This is a genomic window from Paraburkholderia sp. BL17N1 (genome assembly GCF_003634175.1).
GTDB lineage: Bacteria > Pseudomonadota > Gammaproteobacteria > Burkholderiales > Burkholderiaceae > Paraburkholderia.
The window spans coordinates 3,232,191-3,252,622 of the sequence record NZ_RBIW01000002.1; the positions used below are offsets into that span (position 1 = coordinate 3,232,191).

18 protein-coding genes are annotated in these 20,432 nt (G+C 61.0%); 6 read left to right on the forward strand and 12 right to left on the reverse strand.

Annotation, left to right across the window (positions count from 1 at the left end; translation table 11 throughout):
• Positions 1-19: 19 nt before the first annotated feature.
• The 3 genes from B0G82_RS34415 to B0G82_RS34425 all read right to left on the reverse strand — a co-directional run bounded on the left by B0G82_RS34415 (position 20) and on the right by B0G82_RS34425 (position 3,845).
• The gene (locus B0G82_RS34415) at positions 20-1,477 is read right to left on the reverse strand and encodes an ATP-binding protein (protein WP_121310496.1); all 1,458 of its coding nucleotides are present in this window, start codon (positions 1,475-1,477) and stop codon (positions 20-22) included.
• Positions 1,478-2,171: 694 nt separating this feature from the next.
• Positions 2,172-2,759, reverse strand: a complete 588-nt coding sequence (locus tag B0G82_RS34420) for a YSC84-related protein (RefSeq protein ID WP_121310497.1) — start codon at positions 2,757-2,759, stop codon at positions 2,172-2,174.
• A 405-nt stretch (positions 2,760-3,164) separates the two neighbouring features.
• Entirely contained in the window at positions 3,165-3,845 is a 681-nt protein-coding gene (locus B0G82_RS34425) for a hypothetical protein (RefSeq protein ID WP_121310498.1), read from the reverse strand.
• A gap of 385 nt (positions 3,846-4,230) precedes the next feature.
• On the opposite strand from B0G82_RS34425, the gene ppk2 reads away from it, so the two are divergent.
• Positions 4,231-5,046 carry a polyphosphate kinase 2 gene (gene ppk2 / locus B0G82_RS34430; RefSeq protein WP_116144736.1) on the forward strand — a complete coding sequence of 272 codons (816 nt, stop codon included), beginning with the start codon at positions 4,231-4,233 and terminating at the stop codon, positions 5,044-5,046.
• 84 nt (positions 5,047-5,130) lie between these two features.
• Here ppk2 and B0G82_RS34435 read toward each other — a convergent pair whose 3' ends face one another.
• The 7 genes from B0G82_RS34435 to B0G82_RS34465 all read right to left on the reverse strand — a co-directional run bounded on the left by B0G82_RS34435 (position 5,131) and on the right by B0G82_RS34465 (position 12,302).
• Positions 5,131-6,759 carry a 3-(methylthio)propionyl-CoA ligase gene (locus tag B0G82_RS34435; RefSeq protein WP_116144738.1) on the reverse strand — a complete coding sequence of 543 codons (1,629 nt, stop codon included), beginning with the start codon at positions 6,757-6,759 and terminating at the stop codon, positions 5,131-5,133.
• Positions 6,760-6,784: 25 nt separating this feature from the next.
• Positions 6,785-7,129, reverse strand: a complete 345-nt coding sequence (locus B0G82_RS34440) for a Rieske 2Fe-2S domain-containing protein (RefSeq protein ID WP_121310499.1) — start codon at positions 7,127-7,129, stop codon at positions 6,785-6,787.
• A gap of 45 nt (positions 7,130-7,174) precedes the next feature.
• The gene (locus B0G82_RS34445) at positions 7,175-7,735 is read right to left on the reverse strand and encodes an alpha/beta hydrolase (RefSeq protein WP_121310500.1); all 561 of its coding nucleotides are present in this window, start codon (positions 7,733-7,735) and stop codon (positions 7,175-7,177) included.
• Between the two features lie 18 nt (positions 7,736-7,753).
• A complete protein-coding gene (locus B0G82_RS34450) occupies positions 7,754-8,602 on the reverse strand; it encodes a TauD/TfdA family dioxygenase (protein ID WP_121310501.1) in 849 nt (282 codons plus the stop codon).
• A 10-nt stretch (positions 8,603-8,612) separates the two neighbouring features.
• On the reverse strand, positions 8,613-9,593 hold the full coding sequence (locus B0G82_RS34455) for a quinone oxidoreductase (protein WP_121310502.1): 981 nt from the start codon (positions 9,591-9,593) through the stop codon (positions 8,613-8,615).
• 180 nt (positions 9,594-9,773) lie between these two features.
• Positions 9,774-11,093: an MFS transporter gene (locus B0G82_RS34460; RefSeq protein ID WP_116144748.1), complete on the reverse strand. Its 1,320-nt coding sequence runs from the start codon at positions 11,091-11,093 to the stop codon at positions 9,774-9,776.
• Between the two features lie 153 nt (positions 11,094-11,246).
• Entirely contained in the window at positions 11,247-12,302 is a 1,056-nt protein-coding gene (locus B0G82_RS34465) for a 3-keto-5-aminohexanoate cleavage protein (protein WP_116123771.1), read from the reverse strand.
• Positions 12,303-12,508: 206 nt separating this feature from the next.
• Here B0G82_RS34465 and B0G82_RS34470 point away from each other — a divergent pair, with 206 nt between their 5' ends.
• Positions 12,509-13,510, forward strand: a complete 1,002-nt coding sequence (locus B0G82_RS34470; RefSeq protein WP_121310503.1) for an AraC family transcriptional regulator — start codon at positions 12,509-12,511, stop codon at positions 13,508-13,510.
• 76 nt (positions 13,511-13,586) lie between these two features.
• Here B0G82_RS34470 and B0G82_RS34475 read toward each other — a convergent pair whose 3' ends face one another.
• Both B0G82_RS34475 and B0G82_RS34480 read right to left on the reverse strand, forming a co-directional pair.
• A complete protein-coding gene (locus B0G82_RS34475; protein WP_116144750.1) occupies positions 13,587-14,711 on the reverse strand; it encodes a porin in 1,125 nt (374 codons plus the stop codon).
• A gap of 202 nt (positions 14,712-14,913) precedes the next feature.
• Positions 14,914-17,613, reverse strand: coding sequence for a LuxR C-terminal-related transcriptional regulator (locus B0G82_RS34480; RefSeq protein ID WP_121310504.1), 2,700 nt, complete (start codon positions 17,611-17,613; stop codon positions 14,914-14,916).
• A 236-nt stretch (positions 17,614-17,849) separates the two neighbouring features.
• Here B0G82_RS34480 and B0G82_RS34485 point away from each other — a divergent pair, with 236 nt between their 5' ends.
• From B0G82_RS34485 to B0G82_RS34500, 4 genes are all read left to right on the forward strand, one after another.
• Positions 17,850-18,791 carry a hemerythrin domain-containing protein gene (locus B0G82_RS34485; protein WP_158608212.1) on the forward strand — a complete coding sequence of 314 codons (942 nt, stop codon included), beginning with the start codon at positions 17,850-17,852 and terminating at the stop codon, positions 18,789-18,791.
• A gap of 30 nt (positions 18,792-18,821) precedes the next feature.
• Entirely contained in the window at positions 18,822-19,292 is a 471-nt protein-coding gene (locus tag B0G82_RS34490) for a BON domain-containing protein (protein WP_241974959.1), read from the forward strand.
• A gap of 143 nt (positions 19,293-19,435) precedes the next feature.
• Positions 19,436-19,819: a hypothetical protein gene (locus tag B0G82_RS34495; protein ID WP_121310506.1), complete on the forward strand. Its 384-nt coding sequence runs from the start codon at positions 19,436-19,438 to the stop codon at positions 19,817-19,819.
• 413 nt (positions 19,820-20,232) lie between these two features.
• On the forward strand, positions 20,233-20,418 hold the full coding sequence (locus B0G82_RS34500) for a hypothetical protein (RefSeq protein WP_121310507.1): 186 nt from the start codon (positions 20,233-20,235) through the stop codon (positions 20,416-20,418).
• Positions 20,419-20,432: the final 14 nt, after the last annotated feature.

Sequence of the window (20,432 nt, forward strand, 5' to 3'; positions counted from 1 at the left end):
ACACGCGCGGTGTCCGGATTTATGACGACCCGCGGGGATCCATTCGTACAGCCGCTTTCTGAGGCAGCATTATGTGAAACGACGCTCCCTTGCACTCGTTGTTCTCCGCCCATAACCAGCCTCCGTGCGCTGTGACGATCGTGCGGCTGATGGAAAGACCAAGACCGAGTCCCTGGGGCTTCGTCGAAAAGAATGGCCTGAATATTTTATTCATCTTGTCGACGGTCAACCCTTGACCTCGATCCTTCACCGTAATCCGTACTCCTCCCCCGACCCCTTCTCGCACCGTAGTTTCGATGACGCGTTCAGCCGGATCGCAATCCTTCACCGCGTCGAAGGCGTTCAGCAGCAGATTGAGCAACACCTGCTGCAGTTGAACCCTATCGCCGAACAACGTCTGCAGATTGTCGGCGATGTCGAATTCCGTGCGAACTTCCCGCGCTACTGCGTCGCTATGTACGAGCAGGGCGATGTCCCGGACCACATCGCCGATATCTACCGGCTGCAGCTCAAGGTCACCTTTTCGTACCATCGTCCGGATCTTCTGGATAACTTCACTCGCGCGCCGGTTATCCAGAATGATATCGCCCAATGTCTCACGGAGTTCTGCCGTATTGACCTTCTCCGACTCAATCAATTTCTGCGCCGCTTGCGCGTTGCTCAAGATAGCGGTAAGCGGCTGATTCAGCTCGTGTGCGAGAGAACTCGCTAGTTCTCCCAAAGATGAAACCCGCACCAGATGAGCCATCTCCTTGCGGTTTTGATCGACTTCGCGGCAGGCCACGAGCCCTGCTATGGCAATGATCTGCAAACCCTGATCAGACGCGCTGTATCTGCTGGTATCGGCTTCCACGTGAAAGCCTTCACCGTCGCGCCGGCGCGCGACCAGCACCTGTGTCGTTGCCCGATCGGCGCTCCTGTGACGGGCGCCGCGGTCTTCGGCCATGGAATCGCAACCCTGCCAGGCATGGACCGGAAACAGCATCTCGATCGGTGCGCCGGTCAATTCTTCGCTGGTGTAGCCGAACAGTTCTATCGCTCTGGCGTTCGCAAAGACTATCTGATTTTTCCGATCGAGCGTAAGCATCGCGACCGGCAACATTTCAAGCGCGTCCCGCAAATGAATTCTTTCGTCCAGAATCCCGCGCCTGCCGCAGCGTTCTGCTTGCAGACCGGTCGCGCTTGCGCCTGCATGTGCGTGCCGTCCCGGCTTTGCATTGGCAAGCTCGCGCTCATTGGCAGCAATCCATTTTTCGGGCTGATCCGCAACGTCGTCGAAAAACGCCAATGATTTCGCGCCTGGTGTTCTCAGCCGCCAATATGCTCGTTCCCGAGGCGAACGGGCGCTGATGGGTGAGGCACGCGACTGCCGGTGGACATCTCTAGGCGAGCGCAGTCGGGCCGCGTAGCAGCAGGCCATGGCGATACCGACCATGCCTTGCACCAGGTCTTTGCCACGCACGATCAGATTGATCACTGGTCTCTCCGTCACCAATGTTGAGTGCATGTCCAAAGTCGCCGTCTCGCCACGTGCGGATTCGGTCAACTATACTGATTCTTAGCGTTGAACCTGAAACATCGGTAACTTGAAGACAGTATAGAGCCTCAGGCAAGGATGTGAAGGTTCATGAAAGACTTTTTTGAGATTTTCCAATCCCTGGCCGATGCGTACTGTATGGACACTCACTAGCACTTATCTGAACGTTGAAAAGCCTTGCTAAATACAATGTAGCGGTGCATCTCCTCGTGTGGATCCAGTACAGGCCTGCATACATGCAAGTATGCCCTTAACTGGCACCGTGAATTCGCGTCATATAGCGACCGGCGGACAATATCCAGGCGGCAACGGGCCGGAACGTCTAAAGGACTATTTAGATATATCCCGTGCGCCGTCCTATTGCCACCAGCGGACGTACAACAAGCTTTTTATCCGGAAAGATCTGTGTGCATTGCGTGAATCAGATTATGAGTCTCCTGGTGAAATTGCCATCACCACGCCATCAATAGCGAATCATTGCGCGCGCCGAATGATAGTAAAGACGTGCCTATTTGGCCAGCTCACGAACGTTGATCGCATCGTACCGCGCCGTCCGCTGTGCAGAGGTTCGAATCAATATGGCATTCCTTAAGCATGCTGATTAATTTTGTATGCTCGAGCGCGTAGCGCGCGCTTACAAATCAAGTTTGGTCACCTTCGTTCCGGCGAGCGACAGATCCGCCATCAGACCGACGTTGGTCAAGACGAGCGCAACCACTTGTGAGGTCGCTGATGTTGTATCTATCGCGCCGTTGGCACCCATTTTCGCGACCGAGACTCCTGTGTCGGCTCCCGCCGACCACCCCGCCGAATTGCGGAAACCGTCCAGCGCGGATTGCGTCATGAAGAGAAATATGACCGCGGTCGACTGGACGCCCGCCTGGAGTCCGAATGAAGCGGAGGTCGTGTTGTAGTAGCCGACTGTCGCGCCACCCACTCGCAATGCGCCCTCGCCGTGCTCGGCGCCGACAATGAAGGCCGCCTTTTTCACCGATGGGAAAACCAGCACCCCTTGAGCCTTCGAGACCAGTTCACTCGAACCTTTTACTGTCGTGGCCAATCGTGACAACGTGCCGTCCACGGCTGCATTGATCTCTTGCCGCTTTGCCGCGTCAGTTTCAGGACTCTTGCCGCTGCCGGATGTCGCGGTGCACCCCGTCAATGTCAAACTCGCGGCGGCGCTTGAAATCGCGATCTTTTGCATAAAATTCCGTCTGTTCATTATCGACCTCCATTGTGGTTACAGTGCGGACTGCCAGCTCGATTTCTGGCCGCTTGTTCCCTGCCCAATCGCGATCCAATGGTTGCCCGCAATCCGGCTCGCCTTACTGGCTCATCCCGCGAGCAACGCAGCGGTGCACAATGACCCGTGAAGTCCTCACGCGGCTGCCGCTCCTGTCCTCATGGCACACACGAGCAGTCTCCCGCGAACATGCAAACTGTCGCGTCTTCGGTGAACGGGCGCGTCGGTGGCGACGTCTCCGATTACATAATGTCACGATGCGACAATCGGAAAATCAGACCTTGGTCTTACGCCGGGCGACCTGATCGGCGGTCGTGGCGCAGGGAGCCGATCACGTGAGGTTGTAGCCGGCTCGGTACGCGGTCCGGGAGAGCCGCGTTTGCTTTATCCTCCCAACGCGATGATTGCCATGGTCAGCAGTACGCCGAGCGCTGCCATGGCCAATCCCGCTTTCCATTCACCGAACCCGGAATGACGGCCCAGCGCTATTCCGCTGCCAAACAGGATGACGATCGTCAATGCACGCGAGACGATCAAGGCAGTCGGGACGTGGCTGAACACGACGAACGGCAAGGCGACCGGGAACGTCGAGGAGACTACGATCAGAAAGATGGCCGCCGCTGCGACCATGTCAGCCCGCAAAAAGCGCGGCCGTTGCGGTAAATCCGGGATGGCGGCAATGCGCGCCCGGATGAGTTCCAGTTCCGTATCGGCGATCAGCGGCGCGACCCACCTGGGCAATGCGTCACGAAGCGCGCGAACTCCCGCCGCCGCATCCGGCTCATGTCTCACGGTCAGCGCAAGCCTCAGCCGCCGGCCGCGATTCGTCAGCGTGCGGACCAGAAACATGACCGCATCGGCGAGGCCCCACGCGAGGTTGCAGCCAAGCGCCGTATAAAACATCTTCCGCCCGGCACCTTCGCCGGCTGTGACGGCCGACACGGCGCCGACAAACGTTAGCGCCATAAACAGGCCAAAACACAATTCGGACACCCGATCGACGATGTCCAGAACCGGCTCGCGGGTGTCGATGTTTCCCTGATCCATCAGGCCGATAGCGTACATGAGGTCTCTCGCCGCGGTTGGCATGTGTTTATCGTCCCCCCGGCCGAACGCGCTCATGGCATGTCGACACGCGGCGGCGGGCGAATGCCGCCGGAGGGTGCATTTTCGTCGCGCCGATCACGAACGCGGCAGCAGTCCTAATGCTGTTCCGGCGGTCACAAGTGCCGCTTTGCCGGTGGCGATGGCGCTGTTCGAATCAGCACGTGGACATAGCATGGCGACGACCGTCGGATCGACGATCCAATGGTGGACTCCAGCAAGATACTGCGCACGTTTCAGCGACGATATTGGACCAAAGTCGTATGGCCGTCCGGTGTCCGGCGTCCTACCTTGCTAAAGGATCACGGGAAAATTATGCAGGTCACGTCCGCGCGGAGATATGGGAATGGCGAAGACTCGGGGGAAAGAAGTGCCTTCCGCGGAGGGCAACGCTCTCTCTTACAAGGAATACCGGAAGGCGTTGTTTCATCTGCACGTTGAACTGGTCAAGCTTCAGGAATGGGTCGTGCAAACGGGAAGCAAGATCTGCATCGTGTTCGAAGGACGCGACGGCGCCGGTAAGGGCGGCACGATCAAGGCGATTACCGAACGGGTGAGTCCTCGGGTATTTCGCGTGGTTGCGTTGTCTGCGCCAAGTGAACGCGAGAAGAGCCAGATGTACTTGCAACGTTACGTGCCGTATCTGCCGGCTGCGGGAGAAGTCGTGATCTTCGATCGCAGCTGGTACAACCGCGCGGGAGTCGAGCGAGTGATGGGCTTCTGTTCCGACGAGGACGTCGCGACCTTTTTCAAGGCGGTGCCGCTTGTCGAGCGTGCGATCGTCGATTCGGGGGTGATCCTGCTTAAATACTGGCTGGAGGTCAGCCCCGAAGAACAGACGCGCCGCCTCGAAGCTCGCATCCACGACGGACGCAAGGTCTGGAAGCTGACGGAAATGGACCTGAAATCCTATAGCCGATGGTATGACTACTCCCGTGCACGCGACGCGATGTTCGAGGCGTCGGACACCGATATCGCTTCGTGGTATGTAGCTAATTCGAACGACAAGCGGCGCGTGCGCCTCAATATCATCAGCGACGTGCTCGGAAGAATTCCTTATCAGGAAACGCCGCGCAAGAAAATTACGCTGCCGAAGAGACAAAAACCCGATGGCTATAAAGATCCGGACTATCCGTTCAAGTACATAGCCGAGCGCTTCTGAGCCGGGAGCCTCACGAGATTCGGCGACGGCAAAGGCTGGAACTCGACGACGGACATCCGGGTGTCCATCGTGTTGCGCGCCGCGTCAAGCGGTCACGTAGTAGTCCCGGAACCGATCCCTCAACTGGTTCTTGAGCACCTTGCCGGTTGCACCGAGAGGAAGGGCTTCTACGAACACGACGGCATCGGGCTTCCACCACTTCGCGACCCGGCCGTCAAAAAATTCGAGCAACTCGTCAGATCCAAGCGCGCTCTCCGGCGTCTTCACGATCAGCAGCAACGGGCGCTCGTCCCATTTCGGATGCCTCGCGGCGATGCACACGGCGCTCGCCACTCCCGGGTGCAGGCAGGCCACGTTCTCGATGTCGATCGAGCTGATCCATTCCCCGCCGGATTTGATGACGTCCTTGCTGCGGTCGGTGATCTGCATGAAGCCGTCGGGATCGATCTTTGCCACGTCACCGGTCGGAAACCACCCATCGCATAGCGGCGACGCATCTTCGCCGCCGAAGTAACCGGACGTCACCCACGGCCCGCGCACCTGCAGGTCGCCCGATGCCTGAGCGTCCCATGACAACTCCTTGCCGTCCGGGCCCACGATCCGCATGTCGATGCCGAACACGGCGCGGCCTTGCCTCGCCTGGATAGCGTAGCGCTGCTGCGCCGGCAACGACAGGTGGTGCCCTTTGAAGCTGCAAACCGTGCCGACCGGGCTCAGTTCCGTCATCCCCCACGCATGCAGGACGTCGACCTGGTAGCGCTCCTGGAATTCCGCGGTCATGGCCGTCGGGCACGGCGCGCCTCCCACGATCGTGCGGCGCATGGAAGTAAACGTCGTGCCACGCTCGGCCGCATGACGAAGCAGCCCCTGCCAGACAGTCGGGACACCGGCGGAGAGCGTGACCTGTTCGGCCTCGATCAGCTCATAGAGCGATTTTCCATCGAGAGCGGGACCCGGGAACACGAGCTTGGCGCCGACCATGCATGCGATATAAGGCAGACCCCACGCGTTCACATGAAACATGGGGACGACCGGGAGGATCACGTCCCGCGCTGAACAGTTCAGTGAATCGGGCAACGCCGCTGCGTAAGTGTGCAGAAGCGTTGAACGATGACTGTAGAGCACCCCTTTCGGATTGCCGGTGGTCCCTGACGTGTAGCACAGGGAAGAGGCGTGGTTCTCGTCGAGGAGCGGCCAGGCGAAGTCGTCGTTGTGACCGTCGATGAGATCTTCGTAGCACAGCAACATGACCGGCAGGTCGTGTCTGGCCGGCATGTTTGCGCGGTCGGTCATCGCGACGAATACCTTCGGGCTCTTGATACGCGATGCGACAGACTCGATCAGCGGGAGGAAGGTCAGGTCGAAGAAAATGACGCGATCGTCGGCATGATCGATGATGTAGGCGATCTGATCGACGTGCAGCCTGGGGTTGAGCGTGTGGAGCACGGCGCCGGAACCCGACACCGCAAAGTACAGCTCCATGTGGCGGTAGCCGTTCCATGCCAGCGTACCGACGCGCTCGCCCTGAGCAATGCCGAGCCCGGCAAGGGCGTTGGCCAGCTTTCTGGCGCGTTGCGCAAGATCGAGATAGCGATAGCGGTGAATGTCGCCTTCGACCCGTCGCGACACGATTTCCTGCCCGGCGTGATGCCGTTCGGCGTGGGTGAGCAGCGATGCGACCAGCAGCGGTTGCTGCATCATCAAACCATACATGACTATCTTCCTCATTTGTCCAGATTCAGCTTGATTGCGCGTGACACGCATCTGCCGTGGTATCGCCGACGGTGAGTTCGAGCGTGCCGGCGACGTTCCGGATGGGAAAGGTCACAAGACTCAAACCGCCTTTGCCCGGCATGCAACCGGTCACGACGTCAAAACGAAGGCCGTGGGCGGGGCAGCGAAGCAGGCGCCCTTCGATCTGCCCGCCTGCAAGCGATGCGCCGTTGTGCGGACAGGTGTTGTCGACGGCGCAGAGTTCACCGTCGACGTTCAGGAGCACGACACTGCGACCGTCAACGAAGACCAGCTTGCGTTGTCCTGGGGCGAGTTCATCGGCTGATCCGACCGGTATCTGGCGTGACATTATCTGTTCTCCCGATCACGGGCCCGACGCAACATGGCTTCCATGTCAGATCAGCTCGCGGATCAGGGTGTCCGCCTGCGGCCAGTCGCCATAGCCGGCCGCGGGGTTCAGGTGCCCGACTTCGCCGAGGTCCACGAGACGGCTGCCCCAGTCTGCCGCCATACCGGCAGCGCGATCAAACCCTGCAAGCGGATCGTTGCGGCTGGCGCCGAGAATACTCGGGAACGGCAGTGGCTTACGCGGAAACGGCAGCCACCCGTGTTCTTCGAGCACGTCCAGCGTCGGATAACCGGCGGGCATGGTAACTTCCAGGTCCGCCGGCGTGGCCAGCAGCGCGCCCTGGATCGGGCGGTTGTGGTGCCGCGCCCAGTGCACGGTAATCATGACGCCGGCGCTGTGAGCGACCAGTACGATCGGGCCATCGATCTTCGCGATGGCCTCGTCCAGCGCCGCGACGCGCGCCGCGCAGCTGAGCTTGTCCTGCTCGAGCGGCGGCACCGAAGCCGTTTTGGGAAGACGAGCCTGCAGCAGTGTCTGCCAGTGTTCGGCGACATGGTCACGCAGACCGGGCACGACGAGTACGGTAGGTGCGGTATTGAGCGTCACGACGCGGAGTCCTTCAGGTTAGTACGGCTTGTCGCCAATAATTCCGGCTCGCTCCATCTTTCGATGGCACGGCGCGTAATCCATCACGGCGTAGTGCTGCGTGGAGCGGTTGTCCCATATGGCGATGCTGTTCGGCTTCCAGCGCCAGCGCACCTGGTATTCCGGGATGTACGCCTGGCTGATCAGATAACGCAGCAGATCGGAAGCGCCCGGATTGGCGTCCTGGCCAAAGCGCACGCGGGCCGGCGTGTGGTAGTTCGTCAAGTGCGTGGTGAACGCATTGACAAACAGCACTTTCTCGCTCGTCTCGGGGTGCGTGCGCACGACCGGATGCTCCGCGTCGGGATACTGGGCTTTCAAGGCATGCCGCTTCTCGATCGGCATCACCGCACCGAAGCTCGCTTCGATGCTGTGACGTGCGCGCAGTTCGGCGATCTGCTCCTTCACGTGCGAGGGCAGGTTCTCATACGCGAGCACCATGTTCGCCCACATCGTGTCGCCGCCAACGGGCGGGCATTCCACGCAGCGCAGCACGGCGCCGAACTGCGGGGCTTCGCGCCACGTGGCGTCGGAATGCCACGCGTTTTCGTAGCGGTCGTTGGGCTGATCCGGCGACTTGTAGATTCGCACGAGGCCCGGATGCTCTGGATCGCTGCCCGCGACCGGGTGGTCCTCCAGCTCACCGAAGCGGCGCGCGAAAGCAACATGCTCAGCATGGCTAATGTCCTGATCGCGCAGGAACAGAACACGGTGCCTGAGCAGGTTCGCCCGGATCTCTGCAAAGAGGCCATCGTCGTGGATCGCGTCGGCGAGCTTGACACCCACCAGTTCGGCGCCAATGGCGTTAGTGAGTTGTTCGACAAGCATGGTGCCCTCCTTAGATGACGAAGACCGATGAACCCGTTGTCTTGCGCGATTCGACATCACGGTGCGCTTGCGCGGCATCCTCGAGCGCATAGCGCTGGTTGATCTCGATCTTGATGCGGCCAGCCGCAACGTGGCCAAAGATCTCCCCGGCCAGGTCCGACTTTTCGGCCGGGTCGGCGATGTAGTCGGCGAGCGCCGGACGGGTCAGGTACGGCGATCCTTTCATTGCCAGGATCTGCGGATTGAATGCCGGTATCGGCCCCGATGCCGTGCCGACGCAAACAATCAGGCCGCGGCGCTTGACCGAATTCAGAGTCGCTTCAAAGGTATCCTTGCCGACACTGTCGAACACCACATTGACCCCGGCGCCATCGGTCAGCTCGCGTACGCGCGCGGCGACGTCTTCATGGCTGTAGTTGATGGTGTGTTCGCAGCCATGCGCGCGGGCGACTTCCGCCTTGGCTTCGTTCGAAACCGTGCCGATCACCGTGAGCCCCAGCAGCTTGGCCCACTGCGATACGATCAGCCCGACGCCGCCCGCGGCCGCATGAAGCAGAATCGTATTGCCGGGTTTGAAGTCGTAGATGCGCCGCATCAGATACGACGAGGTCAAGCCGCGCATCGTCATGGCTGCCGCTGTCTCGCAGGTAATGCCGTCAGGCAGCTTGATCAGCGGTGCTGCCGGACACAGGCGCTCCGTGCTGTAGGCGCCAAGCGTGTTGATAAAGCCCGTGTAGGTGACACGATCACCTGCCGCGACGTTCGTCACGCCCTCGCCCACTGCTTCGACCACGCCGGCTGCTTCCACACCCATGCCGGCGGGCAGCGGAACCGGATACAGTCCGGAGCGGAAATAGGTGTCCGCGAAATTCAGGCCCACTGCCTCATGGCGCAGGCGAACCTGGCCCGGGCCCGGATCACCGACTTCAACGTCCTCGTAACGCAAGACCTCAGGGCCGCCGGTTTCATGAAAGCGGACTGCTTTCGCCATGATTCGTTCTCCAGTTTATTGCTCGATTTACAGAAGGGGAATGCGCCTGCCGGAGAACGTTACGTCCCGGCGAAGGCGTCGATTACCGCAAAGTGTCCAGGTACTGCCTTGTTGACCGGATTTAACCGACCGCGCCGCCGCTTCACCATGCGGACGACGCGGCAAGCGCGAGGGAGCCGCTCAGAGCGAGGCCTTCTCACGCAGTGTATTCACGAGGTCGAGGTCGCGCCTGTAGCTGCGACGGCCAATGGCAAACGCGATCGCCGCGAACAGCGGCGCCAGCGGGACCAGTTGCAAGGCGCCGAGCAAGCCGATCCGGTCTGCGACGATGCCCGTGAGAATAGCCGCGGGCGCCAGCCCCAGCAGGTTGTTGGCCAGTGTCAGGGTGGCGAATGCTGAAGCGTGGATCGACGGCGGGGTAAGGTTCGCCACCATGGCGCCCGAGGGCCCCGTCGCGCCGGCACAGAAGAACATGCCGCAACCGATCAGGACGAGTTGCAACCGGCCGGCCGGCAGTTGGAAAGCGATGCCCAGCAGGACGCAGCACAACAAGCAGTACACGATCGCGGTCAGCCACTTTCTTTGTACGACCTTCCTGTTGAGCCGGTCGGAGAGCCAGCCGCACACGATCATGCCAAGGCCAGTCACGAGTACGAACACCGCACCATGCACGGCGGCCTTATCCGGCGCCATGCCGTAATAGCGATTCAGGAAGCTCGGCATCCATGACCACACGGCCGCCGGCACGAGCAGATGCATACCGCTGCCCACATAGGCACAAACGACGGCCTTTGTGGAAAACAGCCCCTTCATCAGCGCGCGGAAGCTCATCCGCACGCCGAGGTTACCCTTGTGCCCGGCGGTCGCCGGCTGCAGTGCCGCCAGCCTTTTCTCCGTGACAACACAACGGTAAATGACAACCAGCGCGATACCGACGCAAGCCATCGCGCCGAACGACCAGCGCCATCCAAGGTGGGTCGCGACAGCGCCGCCCAGCGCCATGCCCATCACGGAGCCAAATGCGCCGCCTGCCATGAAAGTGGCGGTGAGCGTGGCGCGCAGACGCGGCGGAAAAATGCTCAGGACCAGCGCGATGCCCACACTTCCGTAGGCTGCCTCACCAATACCGACACACGCGCGTGCGAGCAACATCTCGCCGTAAGTCGTCGAGATGGCACATCCGAGCGTCGCGAGACTCCACAGCGCCGCCATCAGTACAATGCTTTTGACGCGGCCCCAGCGATCCGCGAGAACCGAAAGCGGAAAGGTCAGCACGCCAACCATGAGTGCCACCACGCTGCTGAGCGAGCCGAGCTTCGTGTCAGAGAGATTCCACGCGGACTTGATAAACGGAAAGACCGCGTTGAGAACCTGGCGCGACATATAGTCGGAAAGCAGCAGGCCGATCGTGAGCGCGCATACCACCCATGCGTAGGCCGGTATCCCGGATTGTGTTGTTGAAAGATCGCCCGTCGTGGGCTCAGCATGCTGTAAAAGCATTTCGTCTCCTCCGCGTCTCGCGCGTCCGGCGCCCTTTTCCCATGATGGACAAAAGGGGCCGATATTTGTGTCGCCCCCCGATGCGAGCCGGGGAGCCTCCTTCTTCAATCACCATCGACGCGCAATATCATGCCGTTGGCGAGTCCCACCCTGTTACGCGGCGCGCAGGGGCAGGTTTTTCACACCTGCCTTGCGACTCGGTGCCATACCGTTGGCCGCGAGGGTTTCGTCCACCGTTTTGTATTGCACGCCGATCTTGTAGATCTCGCGCGCTTCCTTGCCGCTCGCGATCTCACGGCCCAGTTCGCGTGCCACGCGCACGCACTGCTCGATCTGCTGCACCGAGCTCATCCGATTGCCGTGCTGGTCGATGATCGTGTCCTCGATTCCGCAGCGCGGGTGCAGGCCCATGGCCATCGCCATCATGTTGAATGGCAAAACGTTCTTCAACAGCGACTCGGCCGTGACCGTGCCGCCGTCCGGCGCGCGGTGGACGAAGTTGAAGAAGTTGAACGGGTTCGGACCGTCAAAGCCGCCGCCGATGCCGATCCAAGTCAGGTTCAGCGGCCCCTTGTAGGCGCCCTTGCGTACCAGGCGATCGAGCGTTTCGAGCGCATGAATGCCGGTGAGCTGGAAGTGCGGCTGGATGCCCGATGCCTGCAGGCGGCGCAGATGTTCCTCAACCCAGGCCGGTCCCGCGGGCACCGTCATTTCACTATAGGCGGCCATGAGCGCAGGATTGGCCAGCGACGTACCTTCCAGGTACTCCGGATAGAGCAATTCCATGATGTTCATCTGCGTGGTGTTGATCGCGACCGTCACCTGATCGGGCTTCGGGTCGAGATCGGCCAGCATGTGACGCGTGTCGTCGGACAGCCACTTCGCGGCCTGGCCGTCGTCTTCCGGTGCAAACGAGATCGAGCCGCCCACCTGGATGATCATGTCCGGCACGGCGGCGCGCACGCCCGCGATCAGTTCGTTGAACTTCGACAGGCGCTTCGAGCCTTTGCCATCCAGCTCGCGCACGTGCAGGTGCAGCACGGTCGCGCCCGCGTTGTAGCAGTCGACGGCCTTCTGGATCTGCTCTTCCATCGTCACCGGAATGTCTTCGGGAAAATCCTCAGGCGCCCATTCCGGTCCGTACGGAGCCGTCGTAATGACTACCTTGTGCTGATTCTCCGGGTGCAGCGAGTCGTCGAGAAATTGCATCGTTTCCTCCAGAAATAGTTGGATGTTTTTCTTCGGCGCCGGGTGCATGTCGACGCGTCAGGAAATCAATCAGTAAGGCGAAGATACGGCAATCCGGCGATACGGATTTCGTTTCCGACGACATTGTTTTATGATTTGACGACACCGCGCGTTAACACCAATCCCGCGCCAATCGGCTTCGCGCGTGAGGAATGGATGGAGATCGAATGCAAAGCATGGTGAGGTCGTCGACACTGCACGGGTATTTCGACGTGGTGAGAGGCTTGGGTCTGAACCCCTACGAGCTTGTGCAGGCGGTCGGTCTCGACGCCGTGGCGCTGGCGAACCCAGAGGAACGGATTCCGGCTGACGGTGCCTGCCGGTTGCTCGAAGCGACTGCGGAGAAAGCGTCGTGTTTGACACTGGGGCTGCGGATCGCGCAAACCCGCCAGCAGTTCGGCAGTGGCGTCGTCAACGTTCTGCTCGCCCACAAGCGCACGCTCCGCGAGGTGCTACTGGCCGCGGCGCAGTACCGCTATCTGCTCAACGAAGCGCTGGCTGTGTACGTCGAAACGACCGGCGACACGGTGACGATCCGCGAAGAGATTGTCGCCGAACCTGGCACCCGGACAGTCCAGGCGATCGAACTGGCCGTCGGCGTGCTGGCCCGCCATTCCAGCGCGCTCCTCGGCGCCCACTGGAAACCGCACAGTGTGCATTTCACTCATGCGGCGCCGCCTGAGCTGACCTTCCATCGCCGGTTCTTCGGCTGTCCGATCACATTTGAAAGCGACTTCAACGGATTCGTTTGTGCAGCAGCGGACCTCGACTATCCGAATCCGAATGCAGACCCCGTGCTGGTCCGTTATGCGGAAAGCCTCGCCAATCCGCTCAACGATACGGCGGCAGATTCTATTGCGCTGGAGGTGCGCAAGACGATCTACCTGCTATTGCCCCTCAGTCAGGCTTCAATCGAACTGGTGGCGCGACAACTGAATCTGACCGTGCGCACCCTGCAGCGCCAGCTTGATTCAGCCGGCTCCCGTTTCTCGGGCATCGTTGAAGAGGTTCGGCGCGATCTTGCCGTGCGCTACCTGCTCAACCCGCGTTATCCGATCGGCCGGGTCGCAGCCCTGTTGGGCTACACAAACCAGGGAGCGTTTACGGTCTGGTTCCAGAAGCGTTTTGGTCTGACGCCCCGTGACTGGCGCAGTCGCCACCGAAAGTGAAACGTACCGTGTCGTGGTGCAACCGGATGCCGCGATGGCCCATGCGACACGGCACAACGCCACATGCGCCGTTGGTTCAGAAGCTATGGCGCAAGCCGATCATGGCCGCCGTCGTTGTCAGGCCTGGAGCCACCGGCTGACCGTAGACGATCGTCTGGTTCATGGTCCCCTTGTTCACGACGTGACCTACCTGACCGTAAACCATGGTTCTGACAGAGAGCTTGTATTCGGCTCCGAGCGCAATTTCCGTCGAACGATTTGCCGAATTATTCTTGTCTTTCAGGTAGTAGAGACCCGAAGTCACCTGAAGCGTCGGGTTGAAGCGATAACCCAGGCCCGCGGAAAACAGATCGATATTGACCTGATTGGAATGCGCAGGATTCCTGCCGTTGCTGTACGACGCCGACACCGAAAATCCGTGGAGCGTATAAAGTGCGCCGAGATACACGAACTGGTTGTTGTCGAGGCCGGTCAATGGCGCACCGGGAGCCGGATTCGTATCGTGTCCGTTGTAGTACACAGCGGACAGGCTCAGACCGTAGTTCGCGTATTTGAGCACGGCGGACTCGCGCGTTCCCCCCTGAAACTGGCCTGCCACGCCGCCGGGTGCGTACTCCAATCCGATCGAAGCACCGCCGAAAGAGGGCGACTGGTAAACCAGCGCGTTGCTGTCATACAGTGCGCCGATTGGCGCATTGGTGCTGGTGCCAGGCCAACCGGCTGACTGGTTTATACCCAGCCACGCGGTCAGGATACTGCCGAAGTATTGGGAGGACCGTACATCCGTCTCGGCCATGGCATAGATCATCGGGATGATCTGCCGGCCCGCGTTGAACGTGCCGAACGGTCCCGATACGCCGACGGTCGCAAACTGGTTGAACGCAGCCGCGACACCGGGTGTATCGCTAAGGCCGAATTTGCCGGTGCTGCTGTCGAACGAACCCTGGAGCCTGAAATTGATGTGATAGCCGCCGCCGATGTCTTCGCTACCCTTGATTCCCCACAGGCTCGAATAAATGCCGCCGTCCTTGAGCCGGTACACCGATCCCGTATTCGGCGCCTTCGGATTAAACGACGCTGCGGCAGTACTCTGATACAGGAAGCCCGAATCGAGGATGCCGTAGAGCGTCACCGAAGATTGCGCTTGAGCGGCGCAGGCGAATGTGGCGAGCGCTGCCGCGCCGATCAGTTTCATCTTCATTTTGTCTCCTTCCTGATAGTTTTGTTTCGACTGCGGCCAGCCAGCCCTTCCCCGCAATGAACTCAAGTCGCGTAGGTGTGACGGAATCCGCCGCATTGTGGCGCGTCGTGCAGGGAAGAATACGTAAAGGAGCTCGTACAGGCCCCTCCCAAAGCGGGAGGGGCAGAACATCTCGGTGAACAGCGCGCAGCGCAGCGCGAACTTATGCGCCTTCGAGCAAACCCAGCACCAACGCTCTTCGAACCGCATGCTTTCGCGAGCTGGCGTCGAGCTTTCCAAAGAGATTCTTGAGGTGCCACTTCACCGTGCCCTCTCCCACTGCGGCCGCAGCCGCAATCTCCTTGTTCGACATATTTCGCGCCAGCAGCTCGAGGATCTCGCGCTCTTTGGGCGTCAGCACAACGCTCGGCACAGCTCGCGGCACGGTGGCCTGGCGACCCAGTGGCGGCACGGCTACGCGCGCTGCCGCAATCGCGTGAGCGACTTCACCGGATTCAGGCTGCTCTTCGCTGACGCGCCGCGCCCAGTCGGCGAGGGCAGGATGCGCGTCGGCCAGCGTACGGGTCAAACGGAAGGTCTGCGCGAGATTCATCGCCTCGCGAAGCAATGCGAGCCCGTTCGCGCCGGACTGCTCCAGCGCGAAGGCGCGCATCGCCATGACTTCAATCTGATATCGACCAAGCTTCATCGCCAGAGCGGCCTCGCCGGCCTGCGCGAGGTCGTCGAGCGCCTGCTGCCAGCGACGCGCCGCGATGGCTGCGCCGGCATGCGCCAACCCGACCAGCAGCCCGACCGACTGCCTCCACAGCGGCCCCCTTTTCGGTTCTTCCTCCGTCACCATAGCGTCGATACGGCGCACCAGCGCGTCGCACATTTGCGCGCGATAGCGGCCGGCGTGAATACGCACCTGTTCCGCCATGCTGGCAATACACAGACGCGGCAGGCGCCGGCTCACACCCATCGCGTACATTGCCTCGAGGAGATCGAACGCCCGGTGTTCGTCGCCTTTGACCGCAGCGATACGCGCCGCGGTGCGGTACGCGAGGGACACGGTGTCTGGCGTGCCGCCTCGCTCCAGGATGTCAAGCCGATTGGCCAGCAGCGCGGCGGCCTCGTCGACCCGATCGGCTTCATAGCTCAGCGCAGCGCAGGTTGCGGCAAACATGCACGAGAGCGGATGACGGCGGCCAAGGTCCGCTTCCGCGCTTGCCAGTGCCGGACGGAGTACCTCCTCGGCAAGCACGAGCTGGCCTTCCCATACGTAGCTGAAGCTCACGATGTAATCGGCCCAGCGCACCACGTAGCCGATCCCTTTGCCGACTTCGGCCCGCTTTGCCGCCAGCTGGAACCGACGCGCCTGCGCGGGCTGACCGAGCAGAATCGCACGTACTGCGAGGCGGTTTGCATGAACCTGGGCGAGCCAGGAATCGGCGGCGGGAGCGAACTCGGCCCAAGGCGCGAACAGCTCGACGAACCGGTCGATCTCATCGGCGTAATAGGCGGCCGCGCATAGGATGAGCGCGCATTCGTAACGCAGTTGAGCGTCGGCCCCGGGGCTGGCGAGGACGCGCTGCACCTGAAGTTCCGCCTCCTTGTGCCGCTCACCCAGCGCCAATGCCCAGGCCGCTGCCAACAACAAACGCGGACGCCGCTCGAGTTCGTCCGCGGGGAGCAGATCAAGCCATTCGAGAACCGCCGTCAGGCGTCCCTCCTTGACTGCGTCATGCAGGCAACGCTCCGCGAGGTCGTAGGCAGTCTGGTGCTGGCCCGCGGCGTGAGCATGCCTTGCTGCCTGCTCGATCATGCCGTGCTGGGTCAGCCAGGCAGCAGCACGGCCATGCAACGCAGCCCGTTCGGCGGCGGGCACATGAGCGAGGCGGCCTTGCAGGACGTCGCGCACAAGTGCGTGCAGCCAGCACCATGCGCCGTCCTCGGAGGTGACGAACACGGGCGTCTCACGCACGAGGCGCGCGAGCCGCTCCGGTGCCTGTGGGTCTCCGGTCAACGCCTGACAAAGTTCCGGGTGCAGCGAATCCACCAGGCTGGTGCGCGTGAGGAAATCGGTATCTTCCGACGAAAGCTCCGCGATCAGCGTCCCGACAAGGTGTTCACGCAGTCCGCCCTGATTGGCCGCCATGGTCTCCACCACCTGCCGGGGATCCCGGGCTCGCGCCATGGCCGCCATTGCGAGCTGCAACCCGAGCGGCCAGCCATCCGTCAACTCGAACAGCCTCGCGCACGCGTCGGCGTCGAAACGCGAGCCGAACCGGTTGGCGATCAGCGCAATCGTCTCTTCAAGTCGAAAACACAGCATCTCGGGATCGACCAGGATGCATTGCCCATAGGCGATCAGATCGGCAACGGCCGTATCGATTCTGCGGCGCGCGGCAACGGCAACGTGAAGATTGGGCGGAGCATTGTGCAAGACATAGATCAGCGCAGTGAGGCCGGCTTCGGGTAGACGGTCGGCCTCGTCGACGATCAACAGAACATCGCCCGAAAATTGGGCGACTTCGGCGAGCCAGGCGGTCACGGCGTCCAGTTCGCCGACCGACCCCACGGCGCCGTCAAGCAGCAATCGTCCGAACGCGGGGCGGGCGCAGCCTGCCCGCATGGCATGGACGAGCCCTTGCAGGAGCCGCTGAGGATCATCCCGCTCATCCACTGAAAGGAAGGCGACCGCGGCACCACGCGCCAGGGTTTCCCGGCGCCATTGCGCAAGCAGAGAAGTCTTGCCATACCCAGCCGGCGCTTGCACAAGAGCGATGGATTGATCGCCGAAGTGCAACGCGTGCGCGGCCAGCCGCTCACGCATCAGCAAATGGGCCGGCGCGCGCGGCGCGATGGTCTTCAGGACCAGTTCGGTGGCTACACTACCGGCGCTTGTTGATGTCGATGCCATCTTGCAGAGCCTGTCCAGGCTCCTGACGGCCATCTCCAGCTGCCGCGGGGAGCGAAATAAGGGGAAGGCTCAAGCGTACCACCCGCACGCGCCAAGCCCCCTCCCTTCGTGGGAGGGGTGAGCGCACCGGCCGCGGACTAAGATAAGTTCCAACAGACCTCGAATGCGAAACCAGCCGGCGACTTCGAAACTGGACAGCAGGAACTGCAAACGTTGAATGCAGCATGAGGGATACCATGTATCGACACTTTCTCGTCCCTGTGGGAGATGTGGGTTCATGCATTGAAGCAACCGGTCACGCAGTCGCGTTTGCGCAGTCGATGGGTGCGCGCGTGACCTTCCTGCCCATTTTGTACCGACATGCTGCCACGCTGCACCGCCCGGCCTCGCGCGCAGGCAACCTCACGGAGCGCACATTGGAACTGCTGGCTCGGGCCGAGGCTGCAGCGCGCGCGCAAGGCGTGCCGTATTCGTCCATCGCTGCCAGCAAAGAAACGTCGTTCGACAGCATCGTCGCGGCGGCAATCAAGTCCGGATGCGACCTGATTTGCATCGCCCCTACTCAACGGCTGACTGAAGCGGGCGACGTCGCGCCTGCACCGTCCGATGACTCCGGTACGGTCAACGTGGCAGTCCTGATCTTCGCCGCAGACAGTCGCCCGGCAACCTCGCGCGCGATCGGCAGGCTCCTCGACGAACATCGCACCATCGCCGACACCGTCCACGCGCTGCTGGACATGGTCCGCACAGCACGCGCCGCCGGTCAGCAGCCGGAGCCGATATCGATGCGTGAAACGGTCGAACGCCTGCGTGATCTTCAGATACGCCGGCATAGTCTCAAGGAAGATGCCAGGTTATTCCCGCGGCTGCGCGAGCGCACCTCCGTTGCGGATGCGGAGCTAGATGAACTCGAATGCCGGCATCAGCGCGACAAACAACTGCTCGACGAATTGGCCGAACTCTCCGAACTGGTCGGGCGCGACTCGGCGCCGCGCGTCCTGGCTGCCCGGCTTGAACAGGCTCTAGCCGCTTACGCGCAATTCACCTGGGAGTATCTGGGACGGGAAGAAGGCGTGGTACTACCCATCGCGCGGCGCTATTTGCGAGACGAGGACTGGGACGATATCGCAATGGCGTTCGACGCAACGGCTGCGAACTCCGCCAAGGGGCAAACTTGACTTGTATGAACTGCGGGCCTGACAGCGCACATGCAAGATAAGGAAACCTCATTTCATGCTCCAGTCGATCCGCGATTGCAGAAAAACGAACTGTCACACTTAACCAATAAACCTGGAGATAAATCGATGAGAAAAGCAACAGCACTCAATTTGGCCGTCAGCGGAATGATCGCGCTGACGTCTATCACCACGTGGGCTCAGCCCGGCCAGACAGCCGCGGCTTCAACCGGATCTGCAAAAGCGGCATCGGCTGGAGTCGATGCCAAAGCCGCAAAACGAGCGAATCGCGAACTGGCCAAACAAGTTCGTACGGCGATTGCCAAGGAGAAGAGCATCGACGCCGCAAACATCAGCGTGAAAGCGAAAAGCGGCGCAGTAACACTTTACGGAACCGTGCCGGCCGCGCCTCAGATCGACACAGCGGCCGTCGTGGCGAAAGCGGTTCCAGGTGTGACATCGGTCAAGAATCAGATCGTGGTTGCGAAGACGTTCGGTCAGTAAGCGCCTGCCGCGCGAGTCGATGCAATACGACGTCGTGATCGTCGGCGTTCCGCCGCGACGACCCGCGTCCGTACGGCAGCGAACAGTACCGGGCGCAAGACAGGTGAATAGTGGCAATTGATGCGGCCCACGAGAGGATCTTGATGCGCGCCCACTTCTATCTTCCCCTGTCTCTCTTGCCATTTCTGCTCGTCGGCTGTAACACGCCGCCGATTCCGCCCGGTAAGTCAGTCGATATTCCGACCGCTTTGCAGCAGGTTCTGGAAGGCCTTTGCAGTGCCAGGAAGGATATGGCGGCACGGAAGCAGGACTTTGGCTTCGCTATCGACTCGATCACAGTGGAACTCGATCTGACCGTGGACGGAACAAAGAATCCGCCGGTGGCAGTTGCGCCGGACATTCAGTTCATCCCGACCGTCAGCTATGGACAGATCATCACGGCAATCAAAGGAAGCAGGCTCGTGCTTACGCTGAAGAATACCGGTTCCGCTGGTGCCGACTGTCCTGCGTCCATCCGGACCAATTAGACGGGAAATAAAGCGGCGTCGACGATGGCGAGTCAGCGCCGATTCAGCAAGGTGTTATCAAGAGGTCCGGTACAAAAAGACCGAGCGCGGATTCGCCATAGTAGGCCACCGCAGCATGGCGACCATGAGATCGTATAAACACAGGGTACGTAGGCGGACCGCATGTGTCGCGATCCAACCCACAGCGCGAGGCGGACAGTTGGATTCGACCCACCGGCCGTAGCGCCCACGCCTGTTTATCAACTCGCACTGACCGCCCTTAAAAATCCAACATTTTCAACTAGTTGAGTGATCGCTTGCCGCGGCGTCGGCGTTTGGCATGGACTTTGCCTTGGTCCTCACTGAGGAGTGACGACACCCTCAACACAAGCTCTGACATTCCTGACTGACCAATTCACCCTCGGAGAATCGACATGAACACACTGGTAATCAAAGACCTCCCCGCAGCCATTGAGATGGATCGTACTGCAATGACCGCCGTCTGCGGCGGCAGGTTGCCGCAGCAGATCGTGAACATCATCCAGGCGGTTTCCGACTACGCAAACGACGCTCCTACCCAGCACAGCTTTACTGGCAGTGGAGCTTCTGTGACGTACTAACAGAAACACGCTGA

Bases quoted from the DNA above. Each gene is read 5' to 3' on its own strand.
- ppk2 (WP_116144736.1), top strand. From the start codon at position 4,231: ATGGCGAAGACTCGGGGGAAAGAAGTGCCTTCCGCGGAGGGCAACGCT.
- B0G82_RS34465 (WP_116123771.1), bottom strand. From the start codon at position 12,302: ATGCAATTTCTCGACGACTCGCTGCACCCGGAGAATCAGCACAAGGTA.
- B0G82_RS34425 (WP_121310498.1), bottom strand. From the start codon at position 3,845: ATGTACGCTATCGGCCTGATGGATCAGGGAAACATCGACACCCGCGAG.
- B0G82_RS34435 (WP_116144738.1), bottom strand. From the start codon at position 6,759: ATGTATGGTTTGATGATGCAGCAACCGCTGCTGGTCGCATCGCTGCTC.
- B0G82_RS34495 (WP_121310506.1), top strand. From the start codon at position 19,436: ATGCGCGCCCACTTCTATCTTCCCCTGTCTCTCTTGCCATTTCTGCTC.
- B0G82_RS34420 (WP_121310497.1), bottom strand. From the start codon at position 2,759: ATGAACAGACGGAATTTTATGCAAAAGATCGCGATTTCAAGCGCCGCC.
- B0G82_RS34470 (WP_121310503.1), top strand. From the start codon at position 12,509: ATGCAAAGCATGGTGAGGTCGTCGACACTGCACGGGTATTTCGACGTG.
- B0G82_RS34500 (WP_121310507.1), top strand. From the start codon at position 20,233: ATGAACACACTGGTAATCAAAGACCTCCCCGCAGCCATTGAGATGGAT.
- B0G82_RS34455 (WP_121310502.1), bottom strand. From the start codon at position 9,593: ATGGCGAAAGCAGTCCGCTTTCATGAAACCGGCGGCCCTGAGGTCTTG.
- B0G82_RS34440 (WP_121310499.1), bottom strand. From the start codon at position 7,129: ATGTCACGCCAGATACCGGTCGGATCAGCCGATGAACTCGCCCCAGGA.
- B0G82_RS34450 (WP_121310501.1), bottom strand. From the start codon at position 8,602: ATGCTTGTCGAACAACTCACTAACGCCATTGGCGCCGAACTGGTGGGT.
- B0G82_RS34460 (WP_116144748.1), bottom strand. From the start codon at position 11,093: ATGCTTTTACAGCATGCTGAGCCCACGACGGGCGATCTTTCAACAACA.
- B0G82_RS34475 (WP_116144750.1), bottom strand. From the start codon at position 14,711: ATGAAGATGAAACTGATCGGCGCGGCAGCGCTCGCCACATTCGCCTGC.
- B0G82_RS34490 (WP_241974959.1), top strand. From the start codon at position 18,822: ATGCAAGATAAGGAAACCTCATTTCATGCTCCAGTCGATCCGCGATTG.
- B0G82_RS34485 (WP_158608212.1), top strand. From the start codon at position 17,850: ATGTATCGACACTTTCTCGTCCCTGTGGGAGATGTGGGTTCATGCATT.
- B0G82_RS34480 (WP_121310504.1), bottom strand. From the start codon at position 17,613: ATGGCATCGACATCAACAAGCGCCGGTAGTGTAGCCACCGAACTGGTC.